The following is a 12,578-nucleotide window of genomic DNA, read 5'->3' on the forward strand; positions in this document are numbered from 1 at the left end:
ACACTGGCATTTGAGCGCTTGCCAGGGGAGTCTTTGAGTTTCCCACTCTCTCGTGCGGCTTCGATTCGCACAACCAGATTTCCGTCGTATGGTGACGATTCGCCTTTAACTTTCACATGACGCACTATTGGTGTGTCGGCATGGCTTAGTAACCGAAGTGGGGTCAAACCTTCCTTCCTGGTTGCGAATACCCAGTTATCACCGCCTATGGACTGCCAATACCTTTTTGACACCCATCCCCCGTTCTTTTTGGGGTGGCGGCGTTTTGCCCAAGCGCTTAACTTTTGGTACATGAGGTAGTCAATATCTGAGTAAGCTTCCTTGCTTACTACAGTCGCGTAGTAGTTAGCCCATCCCATGATAACTGGGTTTAAATTGCTGATTAGCGCCGCTTGCGGTGCTGCCTTGTGAGCTTCAATAACCCTAGCGATTTGTTCGTAATGTACCTTTTGCTTCTGCTTACTTGGGGTGATGATTGTCTTAAATCCCTGCTTCGAGTGATATTTTCCTTGTGGAAATTGTTGTATCGTAAAACCAAGGAAATCAAACCCTGGTTTTTCTTGCTCATACTGTATAAGAGTGTGAGCGAGTCTCGTCTTACTGGGCTTTAATTCCAAACCCATGCCTTTTAACCATTCAGATATCATCTCTTTACATCTTTGGACAACGGTTAAGTTTTCGTGGAGAATCACGAAATCGTCGGCATAACGAATTAAACTTATGCTTCTACGGTTATCCCGTTTACCTAGACCACTTTTAGTGGGAAAGGTATCGGCGTATTGCTTAATTCGTTCTTCCATCCCGTGAAGGGCAATATTTGCCAGTAACGGGGATATTACCCCGCCCTGTGGCGTACCCTCAGATGTTGGAAACAACTGCTTTGATTCCATCACTCCCGCTTTTAACCAGGCTCGAACTTGTCGGCGGATGGTGGGGAATGTATTTAATTTTATTAGCAGCGCTTCTTGGTCGATGCGGTCAAAACATTTGGCAATATCGGCATCTAGTACGTATTTAGGCTTAAGCCTAATTGCATTAAATATTGCTTCTACCGCATCATGGCATGAGCGTCCGGCTCTGAACCCGTATGAATTCGGTTCAAATCGCGCTTCCCATTCTGGTTCTAGTGCCAGTTTGACAAGTGCTTGCAAGGCTCGGTCTTTCATTGTAGGTATGCCCAAAGGTCGCTTTTCTCCCGTTCCAGGCTTAGGAATCCATACCCGCCTAGTTGGGCTGACCTTTGTACCCAGGTTTAAGTTACCAGTAAGTTCTACACGTTGCTTTGGAGTCAGCGATTTAACGCCATCTACACCTGCCGTCTTTTTCCCTTGGTTATCCTGGGTAACTCTACGAACCGCTAAAGCTCTTGCTGACCATGACTTCATCAGCGTCTTTTGGAGTCTGCGATATGCTTTCACATCACCACGGGCAGAGGCTTGATAAATTCTCTTTTGGAGCTTATACACGCTACGCTCTAGCTTGCGCCAGTTAATAGAGTGCCATTCCACCATCAGTTGTTGAGACTGTGTATTAGACATATATACTCACTACTTGGGACTTTATCATCCAAATCACCGTAAGTCTGTTTGCATATTCTGGGCATTACCCCAGACCTTCGCTTCTGACTTAATCTCCCCTACTCGCTGCATACGGTTAGCACCTACTCAAGTATTCGACCTCCTGAGAGCAGACGAGAGGTTATCTCGTTCCGAACGACCATAGTATGTACCTTTAGAGTGATGCTTTTCGCCAGGTTTATAGGAAGTGCTTGTTGGTCAACCAGGTAATTGCCAGCTCCTTATCCTTTGCCTTTTGGCTCCAGCGCATTTAGCCTTATTTCGCTGGTTCATGATAATGACGATTCAAACGCATCTTCAAGCCGTGGCTTTACTCGTGGGTACTTTGCTCGATGGATACCGGATTAGGCTTCCAGTAGTACCACCTTTCATCCCCGCTTCAGGCGTTGATGGCTAGTCTCGAACCTGGGGGATGTGCTTTCACCGCTGCACCTGCGGGGTAGGATTTGAGGTTTCTAGGATACTGACTCTCACCTACATGGTCATTCAGTTGTCAAGGTTCTACCTTGCGGCTAATCCCCCTAACCCTTTTTAGGATTGGTTTCTAGCCAACGAGTCGCACACCAGGATTCATATCGATACCAATGCAACCGTACATCCTATTTCTAGAAACTTGATTCACCGGCTTGGGAGTAAATTGCAAGGCAATAACCCACTTTCCGTTTTTACGGTAGAAATGCCAGGTCTTAGCACCGCATTCTGGTAGTCTATTTATGTTGCGACTGAAATCACCCACCTCGGAAGATACGGCTTTCCCGAATCGTGACTCTAAGCATTTGGGGACTCTAAAAGTTATTGTGTTCCCATTCCACTGGGAAACTTGATTACCGAAAGACTCGTCCTTGGAACCGACAACGAAAATATCACTGTGAGGGACGAAGACTTTGATTGGCTTGAGTCTTAAGTGTTCGAGCCTATTCGTTAACCGGGTCAGTCTCCGCTTTTTATGGTGTATTTGAAAGCGTAAGCTCTGCCAATTGGTAGATTTGTATTGGAGCGAGCAAGCTATGGGGAAATTACAACCTGTCTTGGAATTCTGCCATTTTTTCTTGGCATAAAATTTACGAGCTAATGCCAACTTACGCTCGGCTTTCTTGAGCCACGCACTAATGGATTTAATCTTTCCTTCAAGAGTCTTTACGTGTAAAATTCTGTGCTCTTTAGCGCCGTCTACACGACCTTTGGCAGCACTAATTACGCCATTTGCATGGCGCTTATTGATGCCGTAGGTGTGCTGTAAGTGTGTGTTCCAATCGGATTTCTTGAAGTCTGTATTTAAAAGTAAGTGGCTGACTGTTTCAATACTTGCAGAGAAAGAAAATTGGGGCGTAAGCTTCCAAGAACATCTCGAAATCTGTAAATCCAAGTTCGTTGAGTTCATCTGCTGGCGTGGGTAAGCCTTTACAGTAAGTTAAGGTAGCCATTGATTCGACCTCTCAATGTGGTTGCATCCTAGTAGATTAATCGCTTCGCGCAGGATTTGCAAGTTTTTCAATGAGTTTCTTTTATTTCCGAAACGTCGCTGGCGAGGTCTTTTTCAAAGGTTACGCATTCTCTTTCGAGAGACATCACCAACGCTAATTAGTCTGTTCGTCAATTTACCGATAATTTAGTAACTAAAACCTAGGTAAATCTAGGTAAAATGTCAACGGCTGTGAACCGCTCCTAAAAACCTACAGAAATCTCTAAATCAAACTTAGCGGTCTATGTTTTGCCTAGAGCAAGTGCTATATGCTTCCTGATTGCTCAGGTTGGCCTACTCTTCCCAGTTAGAGACTGCCTAATTAGCAGAGGACTTGAAATATTTGGTTTTTTTGACGATCCGTTTGAGCAAGAGTGTTTTTCTGTGGTTTTCACACCCAGTAAGCTTTATTCTTCCCGCACTAATCAAGCGTTTCCCCAGTTTATCACAATTATTGTTGGTTTCCGTCTAATTCTTAGAAAAACCTAGACAAACCTACGTATTTTGGCAACTGCTTAAAACCCCTAACTCTGCGAAATAACCCAAAGGCGGTAGCATAGTTTGGGAAACGGCATCAACTGAAGATGAACTTAGCGCCAGCAACAGTCCTGCAACAGGGCAAATACAAAATTAACGCGACTTTAGGGATAGGAGGGTTCGGCATCACTTACCGAGCTATCCACACCCATTTAAACCAAACCGTCGTACTCAAAACCCTCAACGAAAGTCTGCGCCAACACCCAGAATCTGCCCAATTTCAGCAGCAGTTTATTGCCGAAGCCCAACGCCTGTCGCGGTGTCAGCATTCCAACATTGTCAGAGTAATCGACTTTTTTGAAGAAGCCGGACAGTCTTTTATCGCAATGGACTACATTCCCGGCCAAACTCTTGCCCAAATAGTCGAAACCGATCGGCCGCTGCCAGAAGCCCAGGCCCTTCACTATATTCGGCAAATAGCCTCAGCCGTAAGTACAGTTCACCACAGCGGATTGCTGCACGGAGATATCAAGCCAGAAAATATTATCCGGCGAGCCGATTCTCACGTAGTAATGTTAATAGATTTCGGAATTGCGCGCGGCTTTACCGCCGGCACCAAACAAACCCACACTAACTTGCTCTCCCCTGGGTACGCGCCGATCGAACAATACCTCTATGACGGTAAATGTACACCGGCCACTGACATCTACGCGATCGCAGCCACCCTCTACTACTTACTCTCCGGCGTGGCGCCCGTAGCAGCACCCCTGCGCGATCGTATTCCCCTGACTGAGTTGCGGCAATTTCAGCCCAACCTCAGCCCAGGAATCGAGCGAGCCATCCTTCAGGGACTCGAAATCGACCCCCACAACCGCCCTCAGACAGTGGAAAATTGGCTCACCATGCTGCAAGAAACAGAACGAGTATCAGCAAACAGAAAAGGCAAGCAAAGTCTGCGATTGCCCGCACCTCCCCCGCCGCAGTTGACTTTGCTGGCGTTTGTCGTAACGGCTGCAATTGCAGGCTGGATGGGTTTTGACCTGGCTTGGCACTACAACCGCACCAGTCTCAGCAGCAATCGCTCCCAAATTGAATCCTTCCCATCTCTGGAAGATTTGCTCAAATCCCGCGATTTGTCAGGGCCGATGTTCGGGCAGCCGTCTGTCGAAAGCAGCCCTCTCTACCCGATCGAACTCAACAAGCGTCCCAAACCCCCCTTAGACAGCAGCAACATTCCCGAACAGATCGAGCCCTCAGAAACTAGCGCAGAACCTTCTGAGTCTCCAAGCCAGGAAACTCCCGCCCCAGAACCCGAAGCGGAACCGGAGCCATCCCCGACGCCCGATCCCGCAGAGGAGCCTTCTGAGTCCCCCATTCCAGAGCCTCAAGCCCAAATCGAGCCAGAGCCCCAACCAGAAGCCGCACCGGTACCGGAAGTTGCGCCCCTGCCGCCAGAACCGCCCGCCGCACCCGCCCCGCCTGCCGCTGAGAGTGCTAGCGCTGAAACCCTGCCGCCGTCGGAATCCCCGTCGCCAGTAATATCGTCGCCGATCGAGCGATCGCCTGAGCCTGCGATACCAAGTCCCAGTGGCAACAATTCAGATAGTTCGATCGCACCTGATTCACCACCCCCTGTGGCAGAACCCACAGTGCCTTTTCCCGAACCTGCGACAAATTAGTATGGTTTTTGTTGGTTAAAAGTGCGGACAAATACTTGATTTTATGACTCAGCAAATATCTGCTCAGTAGTTGAGATAATAAAGCCAAACCTAGCCAACGACTATCTTCCAAAAACTTCCGTCGAATCTGGAAATCCCAACAGTCGCCGTCTGAGTTTATCGAATATTTCCTATTCCCTGTGAAATCCAAATGCCCGCAAAAAAATGCAGGACGCTTTCCTATTTTGATTTGAATTATGTTAGAATATGTGCGCGGCGCTGAGGTGGTGTGAGGTCGCGTATTAATACTGCCAAGCTGCAAACATTTTGGTATAAAGCAACCCCCATCTGGAATTTGAGCGAGTGTAAGCGAGGCTTCGGGGCTAAGCCGTTGCGCCTTAAACTGTTCTAACTCTCAAGAATCCCATCCCCGACACTCGGGGAGGGAGTGTCAATTCCCCCAAAATTCCTTCCTTTGGGAGCAAGCATCCTTGGGGACAAGCAAGTTATAATTTGTTGCGGAAGCGCACAGAGATTTTTTGTCAGGAACCTCAGCCCTGACGGCATGAGGCTTGAAGGAGAAATCTAACAAGCCGTTCTGACGGGCCTCAGTCTTAACTGACTACGTTTTTCGAGTCACGACATCCTGGGATGCGTAGCTAGTCCTTTGCTCTGTCGTTGAGAGTTAAACAGTTCTAAGGTAACAGGAACAGTGCTTTCAACCTAACAAGCTCACTAAACAAAGGCGCGTGCTAACTTTACTCCGAAAAGAGATTGAGGCAACCATACCTCACGCCTTGGGGCAACCATACCCCTCCACCCCGCGAGGGGATTCAATTCAATGTAAAGCCGTCCTAAAAGGACGGGGTTTCAAACCCATAGTTCTGATGAGTAAACCCCCAGTTCATGCTTTTTTTGTAGGCAGAGCACTTGCCGAAGCACTGTACGAGCAATTAGAAAGCGCAGCAACCAACGCTTTCTCTGAACTCGGCAAATTTGACGCCGAACAAAGAGAACGCCTGCGGCAGTTCACCGATCGAGTTGTGGAACGGGCAAATCGTGCTTCGGATGAGGCGATGCAGACCAGAACTGGCACTGCAAGCACCACAACTATTCAAGACATCCATCCCGCTGATTTGCAAGCGACTATTGACGAGCTGCGCGCCGAAGTGGCTCTGGTGCGATCGGAATTACAGCGTTACCGCAGCAGTTTGCCCTAGCGATCGACTCGACCACAACTATTATTTACTACGTGAGCGCATTGCTTTGCGCTCCTGCGCTCCTACTTTCAATCAAAGCAACAACATAAAATAAGCAATTTGGGAACCCAAGTGTCTGCTCTCCTTGATGACTCTGTTAATCGCCAGCGCTCCCCCAAGCACACTGGCGAAGCCGATGAGCAAAAAACTGCTAGTAAATCCTACAAAAGTAAAGCTTATCGCTGGAATCGCGAAAAATACTCCCGGAAGCGGCGCTTCTTCGACATTTGGGCCTTTGTCTTGCTCTGGCTGGCTTCCCTCTGGCTCGACAGCAAAAATTGGAGCTACTGGGGAGGCGTGACTGAAGAAAAGAAAGTTGCCAGACGCCGCTTTCAAGCTATCTGGGTTCGAGAAACACTCTTGGATTTGGGGCCAACTTTCATTAAAGTGGGGCAGTTATTTTCTACCCGCGCCGATTTGTTCCCGGCAGAGTTTGTCGAGGAACTTTCTAAGCTGCAAGATAAAGTGCCTGCTTTCAGCTACGAGCAGTTAGAGGTAATTGTCGAGCAAGATTTGGGCAAGACAGTTCAAGAACTCTACCGCAGCTTTGACCCAGTGCCCCTGGCTGCTGCCAGTCTGGGTCAGGTACACAAAGCTCAACTGCATTCGGGCCCGGAAGTGGTGGTCAAGGTGCAGCGACCGGGACTGCGGAAACTGTTCGAGATCGATTTGCAAATTCTTAAGGGAATTGCCCGCTACTTTCAAAACCATCCTAAGTGGGGCCGCGGTCGAGATTGGATGGGGATTTATGAGGAATGCTGTCGCATTCTGTGGCTGGAAATTGACTATCTCCATGAAGGCCGCAATGCTGATACTTTTCGCCGCAATTTTAGCAACTGTGACTGGGTGCGGGTGCCGAGGGTTTATTGGCGGTATGCGGCTCCGCGAGTGCTGACTTTGGAATACCTGCCAGGGATTAAAATCAGCCACTACGAAGCTTTGGAAGCGGCCGGTATCGATCGTAAATTAATTGCTCAGTTGGGGGCAAAAGCTTATTTGCGGCAGTTGCTCAACGACGGCTTTTTCCACGCTGACCCACACCCCGGCAACATCGCTGTTAGTGCTGACGGTTGTCTGATTTTCTACGATTTTGGCATGATGGGGCAAATCCAGTCGAACGTCCGCGAAGGACTGATGGAGACGCTCTACGGCATTGCTTCCAAGGATGGACAGCGGATTATGGATTCTCTGATCAATTTGGGAGCTTTGGTGCCAACGGGTGATATGAGTCCGGTGCGCCGCAGCATCCAGTATATGCTGGATAACTTCATGGACAAGCCTTTTGAAAATCAGTCTGTGGGCGCGATTACGGACGACCTTTACGATATTGCCTACAACCAACCTTTTCGCTTCCCAGCTACTTTTACTTTTGTAATGCGAGCTTTTTCCACCATCGAAGGGGTGGGCCGAGGCTTAGATCCCGAGTTCAACTTTATGGAGGTGGCACAACCTTTTGCCATGCAGCTTATGACTAATGGAAATGGCCATGATACAAGTAGCAGCATTTTTAACGAAATCGGCCGTCAGGCGGCTCAGGTGAGTTCGAGTGCTTTGGGTTTGCCCCGCCGGATTGAGGAGACTATTGATAAACTCGAACAGGGAGATTTGCGGATTCGCGTCCGTTCGGCCGAAACAGAACGCTTGCTCCGCCGGATGAGCAGCGCTCAAATGGGCACGAATTATGCTTTGCTGATGAGTGCTTTTACTTTGTCGGCGACAATTTTGTTTGTCAGCAATCAAGTCTGGCCGGCTGTCGCTGTTGCCGTGCTGGCGGCGGGTGCAGGGTTTGCTCTTATGCGTTTGTTCAAGCGGATCGATCGTTTAGACAGGATGTCATAATTGTGCAATTTGCGATTTGAAATTTCAGGTTTGAGATTTCTCGCCAGCCCAAATTTGACATCGAATGTTAAGTTTTGGCTGGCTGACCACAGAGTGCTGAAATTTACGACAATTACGCGCTTTGAGGCTAAAAACCCGGTTGCTGCCTAGATTTCTCGCCAGCAAAACCTCGGATTTTGGGTAGAAATCCAGTTTTTTTTGCAGGTGCTGCTTAATTTACTGGATTTACCGAAATTTTAAGATGGGATTACCATCATACGATCTACAATTTGACATCCACCCCGCCCTATAAGGGCGAGGATTCCTAAGACTCACAACTTAGGTTTCTGCTTCTTTCCCTGACGGGGATTTCGCACCAGCCTTAACAGATTTACTCTGTTGGGGTCTTACAGTCGCTCCACAGACTGATACGGCAAGCCCTGCCGCCAAAATATTTTTCGCAGCGTTAATATCACGATCATGGTGAGTACCGCACTTAGGGCAATCCCATTCCCGGATATTTAACGGCAACTTGTCAACAATGTGGCCACAATTGCCACATCGCTTAGAACTCGGAAACCAGCGATCAATCTTAATTAAAGTGCGACCATACCAATCACACTTGTAATCAAGTTGTCTGACCAATTCCCCCCAGCTTGCGTCACTTATAGAAGCGGCGAGTTTCCGATTTTTAACCATATTCTTCACAGCTAAGTCTTCTACGGCGATGGCGCAAGTTTTCACGCACCAACCGCGTCGTTAACTTGTGAAGATTATCTTTCCTTGCATCAGTGATCTCTTGATACACTTTCGCTACTTTAAGTCGTGCCTTGTAACGATTATTTGATCCCTTTTGCTTACGACTTAAAGCTTTCTGCGCTCTTCTAAGTTTGCGATACTTTGCTTTGAATCCTTTGGGATTGACAATCTTTTCGCCAGTGTTCAAGGTAAGCAAGCTGGTAATTCCCAAATCGATACCGACTTGATTACCTGTTTCGGGTAATTTTTCAATTTCTACATCTACCAGTAGAGAAACTGACCACCTGCCCGATGGTGCAAGCTTTACCGTAATAGTTGATGGTATGGCACCATCAGGTAATATACGGCTCCAGCGAATTGGCAATGCTGGTGTGTTTTTTGCTAAGTAGATTTGTCCATCTCTGAACTTAAATGCCGACTTAGTAAATTCTGCGCTGCCACCGTTACGTTTCTTTTTGTAGTTAGGGTATTTTGCTCGCCCATCAAAAAAATTGGTGTAAGCCGTCTGTAAATGTCTCAAGCATTGCTGCAAAGGCACGCAGCTAACTTCGCCCGTGAAAATCTAGTTCTTCAGTTTTCTTCCATTCGGTTAACATTGAAGAAGTCTCAGCATATCCTACTCGTTTCTGTTCTGTGTACCAAGCTTCAGTCCTTGTGGCTAAAGCACGGTTGTAGACCAAACGAGCACAACCCAGAGTACGTCGCAACAAATTTTCCTGTTCCGGCGTTGGGTATAATCGATAGCTGAAGGCTTTTAGTGTCATGCTTACTTTAAATGTGCTGTTTTACATAGTAGCACCTCTTATGTAAGATGGTACGTCTTAACAAAAATCTATGTAAAGCCGTCCTACAAGGACGGGGTTTCAGACCCATTTTTTCTGATGAAACGCTCTTTCGCAGGTAAGACAGACACAGGGCTAGTTCGTTCCGTAAATCAGGATTCGTACTACATAGACTCTGACGGGCGATTTTTCATAGTGGCCGACGGAATGGGAGGACACGCCGGAGGTCAAGAAGCCAGCCGGATTGCGACTCAGGCGATTCAATCTTATTTGCTCGAACATTGGGAAGGGCCAGAGGATTCTCCGCTGTTGTTGGAAAAGGCTTTCTTAATTGCCAATCAAGCAATTTTGACGGATCAGCTCGACCACCCGGAGCGTGCTGATATGGGAACTACGGCTGTGGTTCTAATGTTTAGGGATGAGGGCCGACCCTGGTGCGCTAATATCGGGGACTCTCGCTTGTACCGACTGCACGGATCTCGCTTGGAACAGATTACTGAAGACCAGACTTGGGTGGCTCAGGCTGTGAAAAGAAAGGCTCTAACTCCTGACCAGGCTCGCACTCATCCTTGGCGTCACGTTTTGTCCCAGTGTTTGGGCCGCGATGATTTGCGGGAGATAGATATTTTGCCGGTGGACGTGCAGCCTGGGGATCGCTTGCTGCTCTGCAGCGATGGCTTGACTGAAGAACTTTCCGATCCTTTGATAGCTTCGCCTCTGAAGTCGATTCGCGCCTGCGAGGGCGCTGCAAATGCTTTAATTCAAGCAGCTAAGGATAAAGGTGGACGCGATAATATTACTGTGGTGATCGTAACGATCGACCTCAAATAATATTCATCGCCCGATCGCACCCGACTATCTAAAATCGAAAAAGTGAACAATCTAAAATCTAAAATCTAAAATCTAAAATTGAATGACCCGCGTTATCGGTTTGATCAGCGGCACGTCGGTGGATGGCATTGATGCTGCTTTGGTGGATGTGGTCGGTTCCCAAACAGACTTGAAAGTGCAATTGGTGGCCGGCAAGACTTTCTCTTATCCTGCTAATTTGCGATCGCAAATTCTCTCGGTTTGCAGTGGCTCAGCTTTGTCAATGGCTGAACTAGCCCAATTAGATGATGCCATCGCCCAAGAATTTGCTACGGCGGCATTGACAATTCAAGCAGAATATGATAAAGCCGAATTAATCGGCTCTCACGGTCAAACTGTCTACCACCGACCTGCTGGGAAATCCCAGAAAGACAGGGCCGGTGCGTTAATGGGCTACAGCTTGCAACTGGGGCGGGGCGCGCTAATTGCGGAATTGACAGGAATTACTACTGTGAGTAACTTTCGATCGGCAGACATTGCTGCCGGAGGTCAAGGAGCACCCTTAGTGTCAATAGTTGATGCCTGCCTGCTAGCGGACCCCAACCTCAGCCTCTGCATCCAAAATCTGGGGGGAATTGGCAATGTTACCTATCTTCCGGCTAGGGGAAAAGGGGGAAACAATGACGAGTCTGAGATTTTCAGTCTTGGGGATGGCATATCGGGCTGGGATACAGGCCCGGCTAATTCCCTGTTAGATTTGGCAGTACAGCACTTCTCAGGCGGCACTAAGACGATCGACGAAGGTGGAGTTTGGGCAGCATCGGGCACTCCCTGTCAAGCTTTAGTCGAGGATTGGCTCGCCTCAGACTTCTTCCGCCAAGCACCGCCGAAATCAACGGGGCGAGAGCTATTTGGTGTAGACTATTTTGACAGATGTTTGGTCGAGGCCCAAGGTTACAACCTCAGTCCTGCTGACGTGCTGGCTACTCTGACAGAACTGACTGTTGCCTCGATCGTTCACAGTTACCAAACTTTTTTACCGGCTATGCCCGATCGAGTTTTACTATGTGGGGGTGGCAGCCACAATCTCTACTTAAAACGCCGATTGCAATCTCAATTGCATCCAGTGCAAGTGTTGACTACTTCTGAGGCAGGCTTGAATGTAGATTTTAAAGAGGCGATCGCTTTCGCGGTTTTAGCCGCATGGCGGGTTCGGGGCATTCCCGGCAATCTGCCTCAAGTGACTGGTGCCCGGACATCGGTACTTTTAGGAGAAATTAACTCTTGTTGGCACAGTTGGGCGTGATAGCATAGAGTCTGAGGGACAACGGCTGTGCGTTGTTGCACCAGCATTGTAGCCAGCAGGAAAAGCATAGGAACAGCACTGTGGCTCACACGTTTTTAATGGAATCTGGCCAATGGACGCTCGAAGGAAGCTGGATTGAGCGCAATGGCGTGCCAATTACGGTTAAGGGCAAAACTTTAGTGAGCTGGAACCGAACAGATTGGTTCAGTATGGTGACCAAGCTCGTATTTCCTGGAGGCGATCGCGAAGAGATTATTTTGCAGTACCGAGGACACCTCAACAGCGATGAACGGCAGTATACTTTTGTACTCCAACACAGCGAACTCGCCCGCGTCGAGGGCGAAGGTTGGATTGCTCCCCAGTCGATCGTCCAGCGTTATTGGGTATTGGGAGACGAACGCCAGCGGCGGACGGGTTTTGATACCCTTCACCGGGTTGATGACAACCGCTACTACCAATCTAGCGGCATCATGTCTGGTCATTACTTGACGAGTACAATGGAGGCGACTCTGGAACGTCAGGGGGAATAACTCTTTCTAGAGTCCACATTTGCGAGTTCTAGGGTTTGATGTGAAAATTGAAGGTTTTGCTAGTCGGAGCTAGTCCCTAGGTAGCGAATAAATAGACAAAATGATACACTTATAGACAAATATGCGGTGTACCATTTTGT

The 12,578-nt window shown here is 48.3% G+C and carries 11 protein-coding genes; 6 read left to right on the forward strand and 5 right to left on the reverse strand.

Going from position 1 to position 12,578, the window contains the following annotated elements:
- Nucleotides 1-1,538 (reverse strand): group II intron reverse transcriptase/maturase (ltrA, locus tag QT990_RS34090; protein WP_333147532.1); only part of this gene is annotated, 1,538 nt, incomplete at its 3' end.
- Nucleotides 1,539-2,121: 583 nt separating this feature from the next.
- The gene (locus QT990_RS34095; protein WP_333147534.1) at nt 2,122-2,958 is read right to left on the reverse strand and encodes a hypothetical protein; all 837 of its coding nucleotides are present in this window, start codon (nt 2,956-2,958) and stop codon (nt 2,122-2,124) included.
- A 665-nt stretch (nt 2,959-3,623) separates the two neighbouring features.
- Between QT990_RS34095 and QT990_RS34100 the strand changes: the two genes are divergently transcribed.
- The 3 genes from QT990_RS34100 to QT990_RS34110 all read left to right on the forward strand — a co-directional run bounded on the left by QT990_RS34100 (nt 3,624) and on the right by QT990_RS34110 (nt 8,272).
- Nucleotides 3,624-5,195: a protein kinase domain-containing protein gene (locus tag QT990_RS34100; protein WP_333147536.1), complete on the forward strand. Its 1,572-nt coding sequence runs from the start codon at nt 3,624-3,626 to the stop codon at nt 5,193-5,195.
- 866 nt (nt 5,196-6,061) lie between these two features.
- On the forward strand, nt 6,062-6,394 hold the full coding sequence (locus QT990_RS34105) for a DUF6825 family protein (RefSeq protein WP_190660406.1): 333 nt from the start codon (nt 6,062-6,064) through the stop codon (nt 6,392-6,394).
- Nucleotides 6,395-6,505: 111 nt separating this feature from the next.
- Entirely contained in the window at nt 6,506-8,272 is a 1,767-nt protein-coding gene (locus QT990_RS34110) for an AarF/ABC1/UbiB kinase family protein (protein ID WP_333147538.1), read from the forward strand.
- Nucleotides 8,273-8,590: 318 nt separating this feature from the next.
- Here QT990_RS34110 and QT990_RS34115 read toward each other — a convergent pair whose 3' ends face one another.
- The 3 genes from QT990_RS34115 to QT990_RS34125 are packed head-to-tail and all read right to left on the reverse strand — an operon-like array spanning nt 8,591 to nt 9,774.
- On the reverse strand, nt 8,591-8,950 hold the full coding sequence (locus QT990_RS34115) for an RNA-guided endonuclease TnpB family protein (protein WP_333147540.1): 360 nt from the start codon (nt 8,948-8,950) through the stop codon (nt 8,591-8,593).
- Complete coding sequence (locus QT990_RS34120) at nt 8,943-9,548, reverse strand: transposase (RefSeq protein ID WP_333147542.1); 606 nt, start codon at nt 9,546-9,548, stop codon at nt 8,943-8,945. The genes QT990_RS34115 and QT990_RS34120 overlap by 8 nt, the downstream gene beginning before the upstream one ends.
- A gap of 4 nt (nt 9,549-9,552) precedes the next feature.
- Entirely contained in the window at nt 9,553-9,774 is a 222-nt protein-coding gene (locus QT990_RS34125; RefSeq protein WP_333147543.1) for a helix-turn-helix domain-containing protein, read from the reverse strand.
- Nucleotides 9,775-9,891: 117 nt separating this feature from the next.
- On the opposite strand from QT990_RS34125, the gene QT990_RS34130 reads away from it, so the two are divergent.
- The 3 genes from QT990_RS34130 (at nt 9,892) to QT990_RS34140 (ending at nt 12,438) form a co-directional block, all read left to right on the forward strand.
- Entirely contained in the window at nt 9,892-10,623 is a 732-nt protein-coding gene (locus QT990_RS34130; protein WP_333064224.1) for a PP2C family serine/threonine-protein phosphatase, read from the forward strand.
- A gap of 82 nt (nt 10,624-10,705) precedes the next feature.
- Nucleotides 10,706-11,908: an anhydro-N-acetylmuramic acid kinase gene (locus QT990_RS34135; protein ID WP_333147545.1), complete on the forward strand. Its 1,203-nt coding sequence runs from the start codon at nt 10,706-10,708 to the stop codon at nt 11,906-11,908.
- Between the two features lie 80 nt (nt 11,909-11,988).
- Nucleotides 11,989-12,438: a hypothetical protein gene (locus QT990_RS34140; protein WP_242722026.1), complete on the forward strand. Its 450-nt coding sequence runs from the start codon at nt 11,989-11,991 to the stop codon at nt 12,436-12,438.
- Nucleotides 12,439-12,578: the final 140 nt, after the last annotated feature.

This window comes from Microcoleus sp. T3_B1 (genome assembly GCF_036700445.1).
In the GTDB taxonomy this organism is placed as follows: Bacteria; Cyanobacteriota; Cyanobacteriia; order Cyanobacteriales; family Microcoleaceae; genus Microcoleus.

Bases quoted from the DNA above. Each gene is read 5' to 3' on its own strand.
- QT990_RS34095 (WP_333147534.1), bottom strand. From the start codon at position 2,958: ATGAACTCAACGAACTTGGATTTACAGATTTCGAGATGTTCTTGGAAG.
- QT990_RS34100 (WP_333147536.1), top strand. From the start codon at position 3,624: ATGAACTTAGCGCCAGCAACAGTCCTGCAACAGGGCAAATACAAAATT.
- QT990_RS34105 (WP_190660406.1), top strand. From the start codon at position 6,062: ATGAGTAAACCCCCAGTTCATGCTTTTTTTGTAGGCAGAGCACTTGCC.
- QT990_RS34115 (WP_333147540.1), bottom strand. From the start codon at position 8,950: ATGGTTAAAAATCGGAAACTCGCCGCTTCTATAAGTGACGCAAGCTGG.
- QT990_RS34125 (WP_333147543.1), bottom strand. From the start codon at position 9,774: ATGACACTAAAAGCCTTCAGCTATCGATTATACCCAACGCCGGAACAG.
- QT990_RS34130 (WP_333064224.1), top strand. From the start codon at position 9,892: ATGAAACGCTCTTTCGCAGGTAAGACAGACACAGGGCTAGTTCGTTCC.
- QT990_RS34135 (WP_333147545.1), top strand. From the start codon at position 10,706: ATGACCCGCGTTATCGGTTTGATCAGCGGCACGTCGGTGGATGGCATT.